We start from the raw sequence: 17,488 nt of genomic DNA, 5'->3' as shown, positions 1-17,488 counted from the left end.
TAATCTTTCCAAACTGAGCTTTCTTGTGAGAATGCCGGAATTGATATAAGGTAAATTAGGAGCGAAGAAAGTAGAAGTTTAATCATTTTTAAATTTGTTTTTAAATAGTCAATATAAAAATACAATAAAAAATGATAAGTAGTTGATTTATTGTTGAGTTGAAAATAGGATTTGATTAAGCTCAGATTTGTACCTGGTAAAAAATGCTAAACACTAAGGGAAGATGGGTATTTATTTGGTAAACAAAAAAAATGCCACTCTAAAGTGGCATTATAATTATTTTTGTTTCAATTTATCTTTAAAAGCTTTTTTAAACTTTTCTTGTTTTGGTTTTATTACGAAAGTACAGTAGGGTTGCTGTGAGTTATTATTAAAATAATCCTGATGATAATTTTCTGCAGGATAAAAAGTTGTAGCCACTGATATCTCTGTAATTATTGGATTGTCCCAAGCGCCGGATTCATTTAATTTCTTTTTTAGTGTTTCTGCGAGTTCTTTTTGCTCATTATTATTGTAAAATATAACTGAGCGGTATTGTGTGCCAACATCAGCACCTTGTTGGTTCAATGTGGTTGGATCATGAACTTGCCAAAAGACTTCAAGAAGTTCTTTAAAACTAATTACTGTTGGATCATATGAAATCTGACAAACTTCTGCGTGCCCCGTTTCTCCCGAGCAAACTTCTTTATAGGTTGATTTTTTCTTGCCACCCATGTAGCCCGATACAACTTTATCAACTCCTTTTAACTCTTGGAAGATTGCTTCAACACACCAAAAACATCCTGCTCCAAATGTTGCTAATTCCAAATCTTTCTTTTCTTTTGTCATTGCGTTTTTTCCGAAAATAGTTCCGGAAAGCAGAACAAAGACTACTACTAATAACTTTTTCATTTCTTCCGGTATTTGTTTATTTATAATCAGTCTAAAGATAGCTTTTGAATTGCTAAGTTCAAAGTTAAAAGACCTTAAAATCTGAAATTGTTTGGTGCATTTTCTTGATTATATTTGAGTATGGTTAAGAATAAAAAAATAGTTGGAATAGTATTATCAGGAGGGAAAAGTTCCAGAATGGGAAGTGAGAAAGGCTTGGTTGAATGGAAGGGAAAGCGCTTGATTGAATATTCTATTGAAGCTTTGCAACCAATATGTGACCAACTGGTGATTAGTTCAAATATGGAATACTATAACTACTTGGGATATCCAATTATTGAAGATGAAATTAAGGACTGTGGACCAATAGGAGGAATCTATTCCTGCATGAAGGCAGTAAAGGCTGATTATTATCTTGTTATTTCTTGCGATGTGCCAAATATTTCTTTTCTTCTATTTGCTGATTTATTAAAAAATATTGCTGATTTTGATGCAATTTTTCCTGTTGATAAAGATGGGAGGAGACAACCTTTAATTGCCGTTTATGCATCTTCTTGTAAAAATAGAATAGAGAAAGAGTTATTTCAAGGTAATTTTAAAATGATGAAATTATTGGATTTGCTGCAAACCGGAACTTTCCAAATTTCAAAAGAATTACCGTATTATAATTCAAAAATGTTGTCAAATGCCAATTCACCTAAGGATATAAATTCATTATAATTTAATATTTTCATTAAGGAAATAAATCGGTAATATGAAAGGATTCTTTTGTTGCGAGAATATTCTCGAAATCAGTAGGGGAAGAACTTTCAGTACCTATTTTAGAGTCTATTGAAGAAAAATTGCAACAAATACAATTTAGTAAAAATCTAAATAGTTATAGATTTGTTTGTATCAGGGGTTTTTGGGATTTTTCTTTTTTTAGATCAATTATAAAGTGGGTTTTTATGCCCTACAACATGTTTGCAGATTGCCTTTTTACATATGTTTACATTTATAGATGTATGTTTCTATATGTGTATAAGTTTAAAGTATTCACAACATGAAAAGCAGAAGACAGTTTTTGAAAATTAGTTCTTTAAGTGCAGCCGGATTGGTTTTTGGTGGAGGATTATTGGAAACATTTGCCGATAATCTACTGAAAAACAATCAATCTTATTTTAAAGGACCTTACGATTTCGCGCGTACTCCAACTTATTGCGAGGTGTGTTTTTGGAAGTGTGCCGGGTGGGTTCATAAGGACGAAAACGGTAAAATTAAGAAAATCATCGGAAACGATGACGATCCCAATTGTAACGGAAGGTTTTGTCCGAGAGGTACCGGAGGTGTTGGAATGTATTTCGACAAAGATCGTTTGCAGACCCCTTTAATTAGAACCGATGAAAGAGGAAAGCAAACATTCAGGGAAGCAACCTGGGATGAGGCTTTTGATTACATAGCTTCTAAAATGAATAAAATTAAAGAGGAGCATGGCCCGGAATGTACTGCCTTGTTTACTCACGGTTCAGGAGGAAAATATTTCGGTAATTTGTTAAAGGGCTTTGGTTCCAACAACATAGCAGCTCCTTCTTATGCACAATGTCGTGGTCCCCGCGAAGTGGCTTTTATTGCAACCTACGGTCAAGGAGTAGATTCCCCTGAAAATACAGATATTCGGGATACCAAGTGCTTGGTTTTAATCGGATCTCATATTGGCGAAAATATGCACAATGGTCAGGTTCAGGAAATGTCTGATGCTATTGATAAAGGGGCTGTAATAATTACTGTTGACCCCCGCTTTTCGACTGCAGCCAGTAAATCAAAACACTGGTTACCTATTAAACCATCAACAGATATTGCTCTTCTGCTTTCATGGATCAATGTAATTATAAACGAAGAGTTGTATGATAAAAAATACGTAGAGAAGTATACATTCGGCTTTGATCAATTAAAGAAGCATGTACAAGCTTATACTCCTGAGTGGGCTTATGGAATTACTACAATAAAGCCTCAGCAGATACGCGAAACAGCTCATGAAATGGCAAATGCGGCTCCGGCGGTAATTGTTCACCCTGGCAGACATGTTACTTGGTATGGAGATGATACACAAAGGATACGAGCAGTTGCAATTTTGAATGCTCTTTTAGGCAGTTGGGGACGAAGAGGTGGATTTTATTCGCCTGAAAAAGCGTCGGTTCCGCATTATCATTTACCTGATTTTCCAAAACCAAATAAGAATTGGCGTGATGCAATGGGAGGAAAATATAAACTGGCCGATCTAGCTTTGGCTTCCGGTGTATGTCAGGCAACAATACCAAGTCCGGAAATGAGTTGTTCAATTAAGGGGTGGATCGTGAATGGAACCAACCTAATTAATACTTTACCCGATCAGAAGAAAACCATAGCTGCAATTCAAGCTCTTGATTTACTTGTGGTAGTAGATACCATGCCAATGGAAATTACCGGTTATGCCGATGTGGTTTTGCCGGAGTGTACATATCTGGAAAGATATGATTCTTTGCGGATATCACAGGGAAGAATTCCTAGTATTGCTTTAAGAATGCCGGCGGTTGATCCTTTGTATAATACAAAACCAGCCTTTTGGATGGCTCGTGAGTTGGCTAAGAAATTAGATTTACTTCAATATTTCCCATTTGAAACCATAGAAGAAGAGATTGACTGGGAATTAAAACAAGTAGGTTCTTCATTGGAAGAAATGCAGCGCATAGGAGTGAAACTTTTAGATCGTGAAGCTGACGATTTGTATTTTGGTGAAGATGAGGACGTAGAATTCAATACCAATACAGGTAAAATAGAGTTGTACTCAACAGCTTTGGAGGAAGAAGGATTTGATCCGTTTCCAGTGTTTACTCAGCATCCGGAACCAAGCGAAGGATTTTATCGGTTAATATATGGCCGGGCACCAATGCATACTTTTAGCCGTACGGCTAATAATCCAAATCTTACTGATTTAATGGACGAAAATTCAGTTTGGGTGAATCCTAAAGTGGCTAAGGTATGGGATTTGAAAAACGATCAGTACGTTTATTTAGAAAATCAGGATGGAGTAATTTCGGACTTTAAAATAAAAGTACGAATAACCGAACGTATCCGATGGGATTCTGTTTATATGGTTCATGGTTTTGGACATGCCGATAAACGCATGACAAGAGCCTTTGGAAAAGGAGTGAGCGATACCCAGATGATTACCAATGTAATGATTGATCCAATAATGGGAGGAACAGGAATGCGCGGGAATTTTGTAACGTTTCGATTTGATAACAAAAAAGCGGAGGTGTAAGCTATGAGATATGCAATGGCTATTGATACGAAAAAGTGTGTAGGTTGCAGCGACTGCGTAGTAGCTTGCCAAACTGAAAATGATGTTCCAATTGGATTTTGCCGGGATTGGGTGGTGGAAGTAATGGATGGAACTTATCCTCAATTGGAGATTGAATTGCGTTCTGAACGATGTAATCATTGTGAAAACTCACCTTGTGTGCGTTGTTGTCCAACCGGAGCCAGTCATTATTCTGATGGAGGAATTGTGTTGGTTACTAAGAATGAATGTATCGGTTGCAGTGCCTGTATTACATCATGCCCTTATGATGCCAGATATGTTCATCCCGATGGATATGTGGATAAATGTACATTTTGTTTGCACAGAGTGAAAAAAGGAATGCAGCCTGCTTGTGTTGCAGTTTGTCCTACAAAGTGTATGTATTTTGGTGATTTGGATGATCCAGGAAGTGAGGTTTCCAAGGTGTTGAAAAAACGAAAGTACAAAACCTTAATTCCTGAAGCTGGAACCAAACCTCAATTGTATTTCCTAATCTGATAAAACTAACGAAATGAGAGAAGAAATAATTGTAAGTGGAAGAAATAACCCACTCATCGATCCTCAGTTACACGTTTGGCACTGGGAAATACCAACTTATTTGTTTTTGGGTGGTTTGGCGGCAGGTGTGATGTTTTTTGCCGCCTTGTATTATCTGAGAGGCAGAGAAAATGATTATCGGACAGCCGTGAAACTAGCGCCAATGATAGCTCCAATTGCTTTGGCTTTAGGTTTGATTGCTCTGTTCTTGGATCTTCATCACAAGCTTTATTTTTGGAGATTATATACTACCATAAGACTGGAATCTCCAATGTCGTGGGGAGCTTGGACTTTAATGGTGATTACTCCTGTTTCTATTATTTGGAGTGCTCTTCATATTAAGGAACTATTTCCAAATTGGGATTGGAAGTTTGATTTTGCGAAAGAACTCATTGCATTTTTTCAGAAAAACAAGAAAGTATTGGCTTGGATCATGTTGATTTCATCGGCAATACTTGGAATTTACACTGGAATTTTGTTTTCCGCTTTTAATGCAAGACCATTATGGAATACTTCTATCATGGGGCCTTTATTTTTAGCATCAGGTTTGTCCGCAGGTGCGGCGGTTGTAATTTGGATGTCAAAAAATCATACAGAACGTAAGCGGTTTGCTCAATTGGATTTAATGATTATTGGAATCGAACTATTTCTGATTATTCACATGTTCATGGGATTTTTAGCAAGTACTCAAGTTCAAATTGATGCTGTAAAGTTATTTTTAGGCGGTCCTTACACAGCTTCATTTTGGGGATTTGTAGTCATTTTAGGGATGATTGTTCCTGCAATTCTGGAAGGTCTGGAATTGAAAGGATATAAAATACCTGTCGCCATTCCAGTTGTCTTGGTTCTGTTTGGAAGTGTAATGCTTCGATTCATTATTTCGAATGCAGGACAGGCTAGTCGTTGGCTTTATTGATTTTGAATGTTAATTTATCTGTAAAAACTATATAAACAATATAACTATGAGCGAAGTGAAAAAAACAAAATACCTAAATCCATATGTTGGTGGGGTATTGCTAGGTCTTGTACTTTTGGCCGCCAATTTTGTTTCTGGTCGCGGACTAGGTGCAAGTGGTGCTGTAAAAAGTGCAGTGGTTACTACTGTAAGTTCGGTTATGCCTTCTCACGTTGAAAACTCTGCTTTTTATACTGAATACAAAGAATCTCATCCTGGCAACCCAATGAAATCATGGTTGGTTTTTGAAATGATAGGTGTTTTAATTGGAGGGTTTCTTTCAGGAGCTTTTGCAAAACGCTTAAAATTTAAGGTTGAGCATTCGCCTAAAATTACTTCTAAGCGAAGAATAATGTTTGCCGTTTTGGGAGGTATATTATTTGGTTTTGGATCTCAGTTGGGAAGAGGTTGTACCAGTGGATCAGCCTTAAGTGGTATGGCTGTTTTATCGGTAGGCGGTTTTCTTACCATGGCGTTTATTTTTGGAACAGCTTTCGCCTTAGCTTATTTTTTCCGTAAAAACTGGATCTAAATTTTAAACGTATTTAAACTTATTTATTATGGGACCATTAATAGTTAACGAAATAATTTCACCAAACACCAATTTGCTAATTGCCATGCTTATTGGAATCGGGTTTGGTTTTGTATTGGAATCAAGTGGATTCTCATCAAGTCGTAAATTAGCAGGAATGTTTTATGGCTATGATACTACTGTATTAAAAGTGTTTTTTACAGCGGCAATTACTGCAATGATCGGAATGTTGTTTTTCAGTTTGTTCGGATGGATAGATTTGAGTTATGTCTACGTGAATCCAACTTACTTAACTTCAGCTATGGTTGGAGGTGCAGTAATGGGAGCTGGTTTTATTATTGGAGGATTTTGCCCTGGTACTGCTTTCTGTGCCTTGTCAATAGGTAAATTGGATGCATTGGCATTTATAGGTGGTTTAGTTCTCGGAATTATCTTCTTTACAGAAGGTTATCCTATGTGGGAGGATTTGTATAAAGCCAACTTTATGGGCACACCAACAATGAACGAATTGCTCGATATTCCCCGTGGAATATTTGCCTTGGGATTGATTTTGGCGGCTTTTGCTATGTTCTGGGTAGGAGAGTGGGCTGAGAAAAAATTTCCTCGTGAGGAGTATTAATATTCTTTGCGAAATATTGGCTAAAGAAAATAAATGATTTAACTATGATATATAGTCAGTTAACCTTATAAAAAACAATCGTATGAAAATGAGATTGATATTGGCATCTGTATTTATTCCATTAGGAATTATTATTGCTGCAGTACCTGAAAATACAACCAAGCCGTTTCGTTTAACTGCTGGTGAATTACTAAACGAGATACATGAAGGAACTCAATTTATAAGCACCGATCAAATCGCTGATATGTTAGTGCAAAAAGATCCAAGTCTTCAATTAATTGATGTTCGTACTCAGGCAGAGTTTGAAAAATATAGTCTTCCGGGATCTGTTAATATCCCTCTTTCTGATCTTTTATCCGAAGAATGGAATGATTTTTTGGATCAAGGCGTAAAAATGAATGTGTTTTATTCCAATGGCAATTTGAAGGCAAATGAGGCCTGGATGATTACTCGTCAGCTGGGGTTTAAGAATAATTACGTTCTTCAGGGTGGTTTAAATTATTGGGCTGAAACGATTCTTAATCCACAAGCTCCAAAATCTGTTCTTGCTGATGATGAAATTGCAAAATACGATTTCCGTAAAGGGGCAAGTGCAGCTCTTGGAGGTGGAAATGCTGTTGTTTCTAATAGTAATGAAAGCAACACAGCAAAACCACCTATCGTAAAAAAGAAAAAGAAGAAAAAAGTCGCTGGAGGATGCTGATTTTTGCATTCTTATTAAAAAGCTTCTCCGAAATTAATCGAAGAGGCTTTTTTTTGAATTCAACATTTAATTAGTTGACCAAATAAAGAGATATGTCGATGTAATTGTTGGAAAAATCGCATTTCATAAATGAGATATGAATGTGTTTGTATCTCTTTTATTTACATTCAGTTAAAATAATATATTGATTGTAAAAAACAGTTTTGCAAACCATTAGTATTTAGATAGTTTAAGATGTGTAAGGCTCGATATGTAGATATATGATATAAAACATATATGGATGAGTATAGAGTTTGTATTTTGTTTTGGAATCCTAATTATATCAAACTAAATAAAACAGAAAATGAAAAATACTTTTAAGATTATTTTTTCGGCTCTAATTGTATTGGCTGGAATCTTTTCGACTCAACCTGTTAAAGCAACAGATGGGTATTTTGGTGTTGGTTACGGCGCACAAAATAAAGGTTTAGCTGGTGCTGGTATCGCCTGGTATCAAAATTCTTTAATCAATGGTAATCCTGCCGGTCATGTTTTTCTGGGGAAACAATATCAGGTTGGTGTTGGATTTTTTAATCCTAATCGTGAATATACAGTTACAGGAAATCCTTCTGGAGCGCCAGCTTTCGGATTAACTCCAGGAAATGTGAAAAGTGACACGAAATTATTTTTGATGCCGAGTATGGGAGCCAATTGGATGATCAATGAGAAAAGTAGTTTTTCTGCTAACGTTTTTGGTAATGGTGGAATGAATACAGATTATCCAACAAATACTTTTCATGATCAGAATTCATCTACAACAGGGGTCGATTTGGGTCAAATGTTTGTTGGTTTAACTTATTCAAGAAAAATAGCTGAAAAGCACAGTGTTGGTGTAACCGCTTTATTGGCTTATCAATATTTTGAGGCAAAAGGTTTATCAAATTTTAAGCCAATGTCTAGTGCTCCAGATAAGTTAACAGACAATGGTCACGACAATGCATTTGGTTACGGTGTTAAATTTGGTTACATGGGAGAATTAGCAAAAGGATTGCATTTGGGAGCTAGTTTCCAGACTATGTTGTACATGAGCGAGTTTGATGATTATGCCGGTCTTTTTGCAGAGCAGGGAGATTTTAACATTCCTTCTACATGGTCTGTTGGTTTGGCTTATGAAATCAACGAAGATTGGGCTGTAATGGCAGATTACAAAGCAATTAATTATACTGATGTGGCTTCAGTTTCTAACAAAATGGATCCAATGGCATTTGCAACGGCTCCTCTAGGATCTGATAAAGGTGCAGGTTTTGGATGGCAAGATATTAATGTATGGAAATTTGGTGTTGAGTATGCTGGCGTTGAAGGATGGACTTTAAGAGGAGGTTATTCTCATACCGATCAGCCAGTTCCAAATTCAGAAGTGATGTTTAATATTTTAGCTCCTGGAGTTATCGAGGATCACATTACATTAGGTTGTTCAAAGACTCTTGGTGATACAGGAAAAGCTCTTCACTTGGCATTGGTTTATGCTTTGCCTGCAAGTGTTAAAGGAATGAATCCTATGGATCCTGCTCAAACAATTGAATTGGAAATGAATCAAATTGAAGTAGAGATTGCATTTACTTTTTAATACTACATATACTGAAGTAAAAAGAGGTTTTCTTTCATGAAAACCTCTTTTTTTATTTCGTAAAACTGAATTTTTAAAGGAAATTATTTTTTCGATTTCTTGGGGAACAGATGTTTAATAAGTTCCAGTGATACATAACCAAAGGGTGCTGGTTTAATTCCTAATTTTCTGTTTTCCTGACTGATCTCAAACACCAGTTTCATGTGTTTAATGATTTCCTGATAGGCTTTAAAAAGAGAATAATCAGGATCATAAATATGAGCAGGTTCTGAATTGGTGCCGTTCAATTCAATGATTTTGATATTCTCACCATTGTAAAGATCTTCCAGGCTGTTTACTTTAAGATCAAATCGACCATAGTAATAACCATCAATTGGCTGAGCAATTTCACGAAAAACGTTAACCAGCCGATCGTTAATTAAATGATTTCCATCCAAAAATTTTGTGCCTCGGTTATGATTTCCAATAGGTTCCAGTTTATAGGTAATCCCCGATGGAACAATTTGATTCCACTTCGAATGGTATTTCTTTTTTAAATAGGAAATTCTGCCTTTAGCCCGAACGTTTTCAGTAAGTAATTCACTAAATCTGGATCTCCCATTTCCTGTGATTTTTAAGAATTCTTTTCTAACTATTGAGGTGATCCCATCTTTTGAAGAGATTGGAAACCGATGATAAAATACACCCAATTCAATTGGGAAGTCAATAAATTCCTGAACAAGAATATCCTCATTTTGAGGTTGTAAGAACAGATTTAAATCTTGTTTGGTATCTATCTTTTCAACACCAATACCTCTTTCACCAACATTAGGCTTGCAAATAACAGGGAAATCAAATTCGTGTTCAATCATTTTTGCATAAACAGTCTCCGTATTTTCACCTTTTATCGATAGAAATCCTTTAGGGATGTATTTATTGTCAATAAAATCGAGCATTTTCATTTTGTCCATTCCAAAAGCACCCCCGAATTTCATGCCTGGGTTGGTCGCTGTAAAGTAGGAAAACGAACGGGCTTTTATTGCCAAATAAATTCCATATCCATATACAGGAAAGTAAAATATCCAGAAAGGCCAGAATTCAAAATGAAACCATTTTGATAGGAAAAAGGGTAGCTTTATTTTCATACGCAGCAAATATTTTTTATAGGGGTGTTTTTTTGATAATACGCCTAAGAATATTAGTAATGAATTGAGTAAATAAACCGTCTATTTAAGAATGAAAGTACAGATTTATGCAATTCATCCGACATAAATTCGTTTATAAAACTGTTTTTTATGAATTATTTTGATATTTTAATAGCTTTCCATACTACTCAATAATTTACAGAAATTCAATTTTATGCAAACTGTCTCGGTCTCTAAAATCATAATCAATCAGCTAATTGCCCTTTGTGAGAAAATTTCTTCAAAACAGTATTCTGCTTCTTTACATCTTTTGATGAATAATTCCATAGGAAAACACATTCGTCATATTGTAGAGTTTTATGATATTTTAAAGGATAGTTGCAGAGAAGATTCTATCTTGAGTTACGATGCCCGAGAGCATTGCAGTAGAACTGAAACAGAGAAAAAAGTGGCTGTAAAAAGATTTAAAGATGTTCTGAATTGGTTGAATGATATTGATAAAAATTTGGCTCTTACATTGAATGTAAGTTACGACAAGCTTGCAAATGAAGGTTTTCATATTGATACCAGTTTACAAAGAGAATTGGTATACAATATTGAACATGCCATTCATCACATGGCTATTATCAGAATTGCGATAGAACAGGAGTTTCCTGATATTAAATTGGATAAGCACTTTGGAGTTGCCTATTCTACCATTAGATTTAGAGATGATTTATGTGCACATTAACTTACATACCTATTGACTCGGATAATTTTTTTTTCACTACCAATAGAGATGAAAATCCGCAAAGAGAAGCCGAATTTCCTGAAGAATACTGTAATGGAGAGTCGTTCTCAATTTATCCAAAAGATAAAGTGGCACAAGGAACATGGATGATGTGTCATGAAAATGACTTCTCGCTTTGTTTGTTGAATGGAGCCTTTGAAAAACACAAACATGAACCACCTTACCAAAAGAGCAGGGGTGTTATGGTTCTTGAATTTTCAGAATTTGCATCAACTATTGATTTTATCAGAGATTACAATTTTAGCGGAATGGAACCATTTACACTACTTATTTTAAGATATAAATACACACGAAATTTGGAAGAGATACGTTGGGATGGAGAAATACTTCACTATCGGAAATTGGACTCTTCGAAGCCTTACATTTGGTCATCCTCTACTTTGTATAATAAAGAAGCTCGGGAAATGCGACAGCACTGGTTTGATAATTGGCTTCGTCAGTGTAATAATTTTTCGAGCAAAGAAATACTCAACTTTCACAAAACAACAGGAAGGGATGATGCTTTTAACGGATTAGTGATGAGCCGGAAAGAGAAGGTGAAAACTCTTAGCATAACACAAATCAGAAGAAAGAATAGGATGGTTTCGATGTATCATGATGACTTAAAAAAAGATGAATCCCGAGATATTTATTTAAACAAAAAGAGCCTCATTTGAGGCTCTTTTAAGTTTAGTTATTTTCCCGGACATTGAGAAATAATTCCTGGATCCAGATTTTGGTTTCCATATGACTTATCGAAATTAGCGGAAAATTTGTTTGCTAATTTTTCGGCTGTTTTTTGATATTCGTCTTTGTTTTCCCAAGTGTTAATTGGGTTAAGAATTTCGTTTGGTACATTTTCACAAGCCGTTGGAATGTTCAAGTGAAATAATTTATTTTCAATAAAGTCTCCTTTATCTAATTTGCCCTTTAAAGCCGCATCAACCATCGCTCTGGTGTACTTTAACTTTATCCTTGATCCGGTGCCGTATGAGCCTCCGCTCCAACCTGTATTAATCAGGAATACGTTGGTATTGTGTTTATCCATTTTATCGCCAAGCATTTTGGCATAAATGTTAGGATTACACGGCATAAATGGCTGACCAAAAAATCTCGAAAAGGTTGCCTGTGGCTCAGTAACTCCTGTTTCAGTACCTGCTAGTTTCGAGGTGTATCCCATTAAGAACCACAACATTGCCTGCTCTTTGCTTAGTTTTGAAATTGGAGGAATTACTCCATAAGCATCAGCAGTCAAAAATAAGATCGTATTAGGATGTCCGGCTTTCGAACTTTTCTTAGTATTATTCAGGAATGAAAGAGGATAACTTGCTCTTGAGTTTGGAGTGTATCTGTCATCGAAAAAATCGATTTCACCATCAGGGTAAATCATGGCATTTTCAATTATAGCTCCATGCTTAGTGTAATCAGCCTTATGCATTACTGCTTCATAAATTTCAGGCTCATTTTCTGGTTTGATGTCGATCATTTTTGCATAACAGCCATTCTCAAAATTGAAAATGCCATCATCACTCCAACCATGTTCATCATCTCCAAGTAAGGCTCTTTCCGGATCGGCAGATAAAGTTGTTTTTCCAGTTCCTGAAAGTCCCAATAATAGTGCAGAATCTCCATTGACTCCTTCGTTGGCTGAACAATGTAAAGGCAATACACCTTTAAAAGGAAGATAGTAATTCATTACCGTAAACATCAACTTCTTCATGCTGCCCATATAAGAGGAACCATAAACGATACCAATTTTATTATCGAAGTCCATTACAACACAAATATCAGAAGTTTCTCCGTTAGGTTGGTCACGAACCAAGCCCTTATATCGGTCTTTATTTAATTTGTCTTTTGGAAGTGCAATTAAAAAGAATTGCTCATCAGCAAATATAGATCGGGTAATGTCATCAGGCGTTGATCTAAACATGTTGTCGATAAATACTTGACTTAATGCATTGTCACTGATTGTTTTTACAGGTAGTGCATATTTAGAGTCTGCACCAATTACTCTGTCTGTTGTAAATATAGTTTTCTTCTTACCTATTACTTTTAAGGCGTCTTCAAAAACCAATGCGAACGTTTGCGGGTTCATGGCTATATTATTTGGCGAAGACCAGTCTATATTTAACTCACTTTCAGGATGTCTTACAATATAAGTGTCCTTAGGACTTCTTCCTGTCGAATTTGAAGGAGTCCAGGTGGCCAATGCACCATTTCTGGTTAAAACGGCCTCTTTGTTATCCACTGCTAAAGATATAAGAACTTCTCTTGGTAGATCTTCCCGAATGTTGGAATGCAGTTTTAACGATTTTTTTAAATCTTCAATCATGCTAATTTCAATGACGTTCATGTAACATTATTTTAGGTTTGGAACTCAAAAGTAATTATTATATATAGATTAATCCTACTATGTAGATATTAATTTTGCATTTTTGTTATATTATTTTCCAATAAGATTTTGTAGTTTTATCGTGGCTAAAATTGGTTCGAACAGGTTCATTAACAGTAGGTTTTGGTGACTTATAAATTTATATTATTAATTATGAGAATCTTCATTATCTGAACTACAATCGTTTGCATTAATAATATTATTATAAATAAGACTCTTTTTTATCTTTAGAATTACGCAAACAAAGCTTTCTTTAAATTATTACATAACTGATTTTTTTCATGAAAAAAAACCTCCAAAAGTAAGCTTTTGAAGGTTTTAAAAATATGTATATCGTATTTTAACCATTACCTGTTGTCAATAATGGTCATTTTTAATACAAATTAGTCTTTTGAACGAGGATGGAAATTTTTAATAGTTTCCTTTAAGTATTCTCTATCCAAATGAGTATAGATTTCTGTTGTAAGAATAGATTCGTGTCCTAACATTTCCTGTACAGCTCTTAAGTCAGCACCACCTTCAACTAAATGCGAAGCGAAAGAGTGGCGGAAAGTGTGAGGAGAAACATTTTTCTTCAATCCAACTTTTTTAGATAAATTCTTAATAATAGTAAAAATCATAACACGAGAAAGTTTACGACCTCTACGGTTTAAGAAAAGAATATCTTCACTATCCTTATCGATATTTAATTTTCCACGATAGCTCTTAAGATATATCTTGATTTCTTTTTTCGCCTTTTTTCCAATTGGAATTAAACGCTCTTTGTTACCTTTTCCATGAATTTTAATAAAACCCATTCTAAAATGCAGATTAGAAACACGCAAATCAATTAATTCTGATACACGTAATCCACAAGAATATAGTGTTTCAAGAATTGCTCTGTTTCTTTGACCTTCAGCTTTATTCATGTCAACAGCCTTAACCAAAACATCAATTTCTTCAGTTGTTAAGGTGTCAGGTAGTTTGCGTCCAATTTTTGGAGCTTCTAATAATGCAGTAGGATTCTTTTCAATAATTTCTTCTAATAATAAGTATTTAAAAAATGCTTTAATACCAGAAATAACACGAGCTTGAGTTCTAGGACTTGTACCTGCATCGTTAATCCAGGCAACAAAATCTTTCAAGTGTTGAAGAATAACTTCTTCCGGAGCAACCTCCATGTTCTTTTCTCTGAAGAAGGTTGTCAGTTTTGTAATGTCATTAATATAAGCATCTACAGAGTTCTTGGAAAGATTCTTCTCCAAAGTTAAGTAGGTCTTAAAATTTTCAATTGTTGTTGTCCATTTCATTTTATTCAGTTTTTAGTATGTAGTTTAGTTGTAAGTAATACCATTTTATTATTAGTTTTACTCAAGTACTAATAATATACGAATTCTTTATGATAAAACTTGTCTGCAATTTAAAAAAATATTACGTAAGCTGACAATTTTTTTAAGATCTCTTTATGTTTAACCTTAAAATACTTTGACAAGATGAATTTTTTAATCATTAATGGCCCTAATCTGAATTTGCTCGGAACCCGTGAAAAATCTATATATGGAGAGGTTTCGTTCGAAACTTATTTTGAACAGCTACAGGTGTTATATAGTAAAATTAAACTTGAATATTACCAGTCTAACATAGAGGGGGAATTGATAAATGAAATACATCGTGTAGGTTTTAGTTATGATGGAATTGTACTTAATGCTGGAGCATACACTCATACCTCTCTTGCCCTTGCTGATGCTATATCTGCAGTAAATACGCCGGTTGTAGAAGTGCATATTTCTAATGTACATAAAAGAGAGTTGGTAAGGCATTCTACCATGATCGGAAAGGCTTGTTTAGGTACTATTTCCGGTTTCGGAATGGATTCATATCGATTGGGAATCGAGGGGTTATTAAAAAATTGTGACAAAAGGTAATAATTTTTTGATAAATGGTTTTTTTTTGTATGTTTTATATTATGAGTAAGTAGTTGATAGCTTATTAAATTGGTTTTGAGAAATTGAGTATCTTTGCAGTGCCAAAACTAAAAATTGAAAGAGTTACTCGATGAAGAAGCACACGAAAATTATTGCCACTATTTCCGACAAAAAATGTGATGTCGAATTTTTGACAGAGTTGTTTGAAGAAGGAATGAACGTAGTTCGACTAAACACGGCTCATCAGACTCATGATGATGCTATGAAGGTTATTGAGAATGTACGAAAAGTATCTGATAGGATTGCTTTGCTCGTAGATACTAAAGGCCCTGAGATTAGAACTATTGATGTTGAAGAGGAAATTCACCTTAAAAAGGGTGATTTAATTAAGATGAAAGGGAATGACAACCTTCCTTGCACAGAGTTGTGTATAAAGGTTAGCTATGAGGATTTTGTAAAAGATCTTGAAATTGGAAAGAAGATATTAATTGATGATGGTGAATTAGAATTGTTAGTCGTTGATAAGGATGAGCAATTTTTGACTGTGGAAGCACAAAATGCAGGACCTGTTAAAAACCGCAAGAGCATAAATGTTCCCGGTGTATCAATAAATTTACCTTCATTGAGTCCTAAGGATATTGAATTTATTCATTTTGCTATAGCACAGGACATTGATTTTATTGCTCATTCGTTTGTTCGCAACAAACATGATGTTCTTCAAATTCAAGGAATTCTTGATCAGCAAAATTCGGATATTAAAATTATTGCAAAAATTGAAAATCAAGAAGGGGTTGACCATATTGATGAAATATTGGAACATGTATATGGTATCATGGTTGCCAGAGGTGACTTAGCTATTGAGATTCCTGCCCAAAAAATTCCTGTAATTCAGCGAAAAATTATTCGCAAATGTATTGAGAGAAAGAAGCCTGTAATTATTGCTACGCAAATGCTTCACTCAATGATTAATAATCCAAGACCTACAAGAGCAGAAGTTAGTGATATTGCCAATGCCATTTACAATAGAACCGATGCGATCATGTTAAGCGGTGAAACTGCCTATGGAGACTATCCTGTTGAAGCAGTTCGGGTAATGAAATCGGTAGCAATTGAGGTGGAAAGAGAGCTTTATCCGGATACAAAACAAAATTTTGTGAGAAGTAATCATGAACTTTCGGCAATTCTAGCTCGATCTGCAGTAAAAGCATCGCAATTGCTGCCTGTAAAAGCAATTGTAACCGATACTCTAACTGGTAGAACCGGAAGATATTTATCTGCTTACAGAGGAACACTTCCCGTTTATGCATTGTGCTATTCGAAGCGGGTAATGAGAGAATTAGCTCTTTCGTATGGTGTTGAAGCGAGTTATCGTAAATTGCTTGTTAGTCGCGATGAGTATGTAAAACAAACCATGTTTTCGTTGATGGATCAAGGTTGTTTTAAAAGCGAGGATATGGTTATCATTATAGGTGGTAGTTTCGGTCCTTCCAAAGGAGTTTCATTTATGGAGATCAGTGTTGTTGATCAACTAACACATAAAGTGTAAAGATATATTTAGAAAAAAATGCGAATCGTTATGGTTCGCATTTTTTTTCTAATATCGTAAGTAAATAAGAACAAGGGCTATACCAATACCTATACCCGTAATTACCAGATTAAAACTTCTTCTGTCTGTTTTAAAAACCAACATCAGTAATGATGATACAAGCAGGCTACTGAATGAAATTAAAAAGTAGGAGACTGAAGCTCCAAGATTATATCCCGTAAATGGATAAAAAGAAAATGAGCTTCCGTAAACACTTTTATAATGTAAGTTGATTCCAATTCCAAGAATAATCCCGATTAAGGCAAAGAAATTATATTTTATGGTTGAAGCAGAACTCTGACTGCTAATTAGATTTTGAATTCCCACCATCAGAATTGAGAAGGCCAAAATCAATTTAACGGTTGTGCCGGAAAAGTGTATAATCGAAAAATTACAAAGAAGGAGTCCAACAATCGAACCAATAATCAAGGCAAGTAGAAGTGAAAAATAGGCTTTCCAGTCTTTTATTTGAAAGGTGATTCCGAACAATACCAAAAGCATAAAAGGTTCGAATGAAGAAAAAGAAATTAAATGATACAGTGCTGATTCAAAGCTTGATAGTATGGTATTCAT

At 35.0% G+C, this 17,488-nt stretch carries 17 protein-coding genes; 12 read left to right on the top strand and 5 right to left on the bottom strand.

Annotation, left to right across the window (positions count from 1 at the left end; translation table 11 throughout):
• Positions 1–276: 276 nt before the first annotated feature.
• The gene (gene msrA / locus QUH73_RS08325; RefSeq protein WP_289529974.1) at positions 277–891 is read right to left on the bottom strand and encodes a peptide-methionine (S)-S-oxide reductase MsrA; all 615 of its coding nucleotides are present in this window, start codon (positions 889–891) and stop codon (positions 277–279) included.
• Positions 892–1,011: 120 nt separating this feature from the next.
• Between msrA and QUH73_RS08320 the strand changes: the two genes are divergently transcribed.
• The 8 genes from QUH73_RS08320 (at position 1,012) to QUH73_RS08285 (ending at position 9,141) form a co-directional block, all read left to right on the top strand.
• Positions 1,012–1,590, top strand: coding sequence for a molybdenum cofactor guanylyltransferase (locus QUH73_RS08320; protein ID WP_289529973.1), 579 nt, complete (start codon positions 1,012–1,014; stop codon positions 1,588–1,590).
• Between the two features lie 322 nt (positions 1,591–1,912).
• Positions 1,913–4,150, top strand: coding sequence for a molybdopterin-containing oxidoreductase family protein (locus QUH73_RS08315; RefSeq protein ID WP_289529972.1), 2,238 nt, complete (start codon positions 1,913–1,915; stop codon positions 4,148–4,150).
• 3 nt (positions 4,151–4,153) lie between these two features.
• Positions 4,154–4,687 carry a 4Fe-4S dicluster domain-containing protein gene (locus QUH73_RS08310; RefSeq protein ID WP_289529971.1) on the top strand — a complete coding sequence of 178 codons (534 nt, stop codon included), beginning with the start codon at positions 4,154–4,156 and terminating at the stop codon, positions 4,685–4,687.
• 13 nt (positions 4,688–4,700) lie between these two features.
• On the top strand, positions 4,701–5,642 hold the full coding sequence (gene nrfD / locus QUH73_RS08305; protein ID WP_289529970.1) for an NrfD/PsrC family molybdoenzyme membrane anchor subunit: 942 nt from the start codon (positions 4,701–4,703) through the stop codon (positions 5,640–5,642).
• 46 nt (positions 5,643–5,688) lie between these two features.
• Positions 5,689–6,213 carry a YeeE/YedE thiosulfate transporter family protein gene (locus QUH73_RS08300; protein ID WP_289529969.1) on the top strand — a complete coding sequence of 175 codons (525 nt, stop codon included), beginning with the start codon at positions 5,689–5,691 and terminating at the stop codon, positions 6,211–6,213.
• Between the two features lie 28 nt (positions 6,214–6,241).
• Positions 6,242–6,832 carry a YeeE/YedE thiosulfate transporter family protein gene (locus QUH73_RS08295; protein WP_289529968.1) on the top strand — a complete coding sequence of 197 codons (591 nt, stop codon included), beginning with the start codon at positions 6,242–6,244 and terminating at the stop codon, positions 6,830–6,832.
• 82 nt (positions 6,833–6,914) lie between these two features.
• The gene (locus QUH73_RS08290; RefSeq protein WP_289529967.1) at positions 6,915–7,535 is read left to right on the top strand and encodes a rhodanese-like domain-containing protein; all 621 of its coding nucleotides are present in this window, start codon (positions 6,915–6,917) and stop codon (positions 7,533–7,535) included.
• A 343-nt stretch (positions 7,536–7,878) separates the two neighbouring features.
• Positions 7,879–9,141, top strand: coding sequence for an OmpP1/FadL family transporter (locus QUH73_RS08285; RefSeq protein WP_289529966.1), 1,263 nt, complete (start codon positions 7,879–7,881; stop codon positions 9,139–9,141).
• Positions 9,142–9,224: 83 nt separating this feature from the next.
• On the opposite strand, the gene QUH73_RS08280 is transcribed toward QUH73_RS08285, so the two are convergent.
• The gene (locus tag QUH73_RS08280) at positions 9,225–10,265 is read right to left on the bottom strand and encodes a hypothetical protein (protein ID WP_289529965.1); all 1,041 of its coding nucleotides are present in this window, start codon (positions 10,263–10,265) and stop codon (positions 9,225–9,227) included.
• Between the two features lie 214 nt (positions 10,266–10,479).
• Between QUH73_RS08280 and QUH73_RS08275 the strand changes: the two genes are divergently transcribed.
• Both QUH73_RS08275 and QUH73_RS08270 read left to right on the top strand, forming a co-directional pair.
• A complete protein-coding gene (locus tag QUH73_RS08275) occupies positions 10,480–10,995 on the top strand; it encodes a hypothetical protein (RefSeq protein WP_289529964.1) in 516 nt (171 codons plus the stop codon).
• Positions 10,983–11,711, top strand: a complete 729-nt coding sequence (locus QUH73_RS08270; RefSeq protein ID WP_289529963.1) for an NRDE family protein — start codon at positions 10,983–10,985, stop codon at positions 11,709–11,711. The genes QUH73_RS08275 and QUH73_RS08270 overlap by 13 nt, the downstream gene beginning before the upstream one ends.
• A gap of 17 nt (positions 11,712–11,728) precedes the next feature.
• Here the strand turns inward: QUH73_RS08270 and QUH73_RS08265 are convergent, their stop codons facing one another.
• Together QUH73_RS08265 and xerD are read right to left on the bottom strand one after the other, a co-directional pair.
• Positions 11,729–13,387, bottom strand: a complete 1,659-nt coding sequence (locus tag QUH73_RS08265) for a phosphoenolpyruvate carboxykinase (ATP) (protein WP_289529962.1) — start codon at positions 13,385–13,387, stop codon at positions 11,729–11,731.
• A gap of 422 nt (positions 13,388–13,809) precedes the next feature.
• Positions 13,810–14,715: a site-specific tyrosine recombinase XerD gene (gene xerD, locus QUH73_RS08260; protein ID WP_101310857.1), complete on the bottom strand. Its 906-nt coding sequence runs from the start codon at positions 14,713–14,715 to the stop codon at positions 13,810–13,812.
• Positions 14,716–14,898: 183 nt separating this feature from the next.
• On the opposite strand from xerD, the gene QUH73_RS08255 reads away from it, so the two are divergent.
• Together QUH73_RS08255 and pyk are read left to right on the top strand one after the other, a co-directional pair.
• Positions 14,899–15,330, top strand: coding sequence for a type II 3-dehydroquinate dehydratase (locus QUH73_RS08255; RefSeq protein ID WP_289529961.1), 432 nt, complete (start codon positions 14,899–14,901; stop codon positions 15,328–15,330).
• 130 nt (positions 15,331–15,460) lie between these two features.
• Positions 15,461–16,876, top strand: a complete 1,416-nt coding sequence (gene pyk, locus QUH73_RS08250) for a pyruvate kinase (RefSeq protein ID WP_289529960.1) — start codon at positions 15,461–15,463, stop codon at positions 16,874–16,876.
• Between the two features lie 48 nt (positions 16,877–16,924).
• On the opposite strand, the gene QUH73_RS08245 is transcribed toward pyk, so the two are convergent.
• Positions 16,925–17,488: a HupE/UreJ family protein gene (locus tag QUH73_RS08245; protein ID WP_289529959.1), complete on the bottom strand. Its 564-nt coding sequence runs from the start codon at positions 17,486–17,488 to the stop codon at positions 16,925–16,927.

This window comes from Labilibaculum sp. K2S (assembly GCF_030372765.1).
Classification (GTDB): Bacteria; Bacteroidota; Bacteroidia; order Bacteroidales; family Marinifilaceae; genus Labilibaculum.
The sequence above is the reverse complement of the archived record's forward strand: the minus strand, read 5'-3'. Positions and strand labels throughout refer to the sequence as shown.

Bases quoted from the DNA above. Each gene is read 5' to 3' on its own strand.
- msrA (WP_289529974.1), bottom strand. From the start codon at position 891: ATGAAAAAGTTATTAGTAGTAGTCTTTGTTCTGCTTTCCGGAACTATT.
- QUH73_RS08320 (WP_289529973.1), top strand. From the start codon at position 1,012: ATGGTTAAGAATAAAAAAATAGTTGGAATAGTATTATCAGGAGGGAAA.
- QUH73_RS08315 (WP_289529972.1), top strand. From the start codon at position 1,913: ATGAAAAGCAGAAGACAGTTTTTGAAAATTAGTTCTTTAAGTGCAGCC.
- QUH73_RS08310 (WP_289529971.1), top strand. From the start codon at position 4,154: ATGAGATATGCAATGGCTATTGATACGAAAAAGTGTGTAGGTTGCAGC.
- nrfD (WP_289529970.1), top strand. From the start codon at position 4,701: ATGAGAGAAGAAATAATTGTAAGTGGAAGAAATAACCCACTCATCGAT.
- QUH73_RS08300 (WP_289529969.1), top strand. From the start codon at position 5,689: ATGAGCGAAGTGAAAAAAACAAAATACCTAAATCCATATGTTGGTGGG.
- QUH73_RS08295 (WP_289529968.1), top strand. From the start codon at position 6,242: ATGGGACCATTAATAGTTAACGAAATAATTTCACCAAACACCAATTTG.
- QUH73_RS08290 (WP_289529967.1), top strand. From the start codon at position 6,915: ATGAAAATGAGATTGATATTGGCATCTGTATTTATTCCATTAGGAATT.
- QUH73_RS08285 (WP_289529966.1), top strand. From the start codon at position 7,879: ATGAAAAATACTTTTAAGATTATTTTTTCGGCTCTAATTGTATTGGCT.
- QUH73_RS08280 (WP_289529965.1), bottom strand. From the start codon at position 10,265: ATGAAAATAAAGCTACCCTTTTTCCTATCAAAATGGTTTCATTTTGAA.
- QUH73_RS08275 (WP_289529964.1), top strand. From the start codon at position 10,480: ATGCAAACTGTCTCGGTCTCTAAAATCATAATCAATCAGCTAATTGCC.
- QUH73_RS08270 (WP_289529963.1), top strand. From the start codon at position 10,983: ATGTGCACATTAACTTACATACCTATTGACTCGGATAATTTTTTTTTC.
- QUH73_RS08265 (WP_289529962.1), bottom strand. From the start codon at position 13,387: ATGAACGTCATTGAAATTAGCATGATTGAAGATTTAAAAAAATCGTTA.
- xerD (WP_101310857.1), bottom strand. From the start codon at position 14,715: ATGAAATGGACAACAACAATTGAAAATTTTAAGACCTACTTAACTTTG.
- QUH73_RS08255 (WP_289529961.1), top strand. From the start codon at position 14,899: ATGAATTTTTTAATCATTAATGGCCCTAATCTGAATTTGCTCGGAACC.
- pyk (WP_289529960.1), top strand. From the start codon at position 15,461: ATGAAGAAGCACACGAAAATTATTGCCACTATTTCCGACAAAAAATGT.
- QUH73_RS08245 (WP_289529959.1), bottom strand. From the start codon at position 17,488: ATGAATACCATACTATCAAGCTTTGAATCAGCACTGTATCATTTAATT.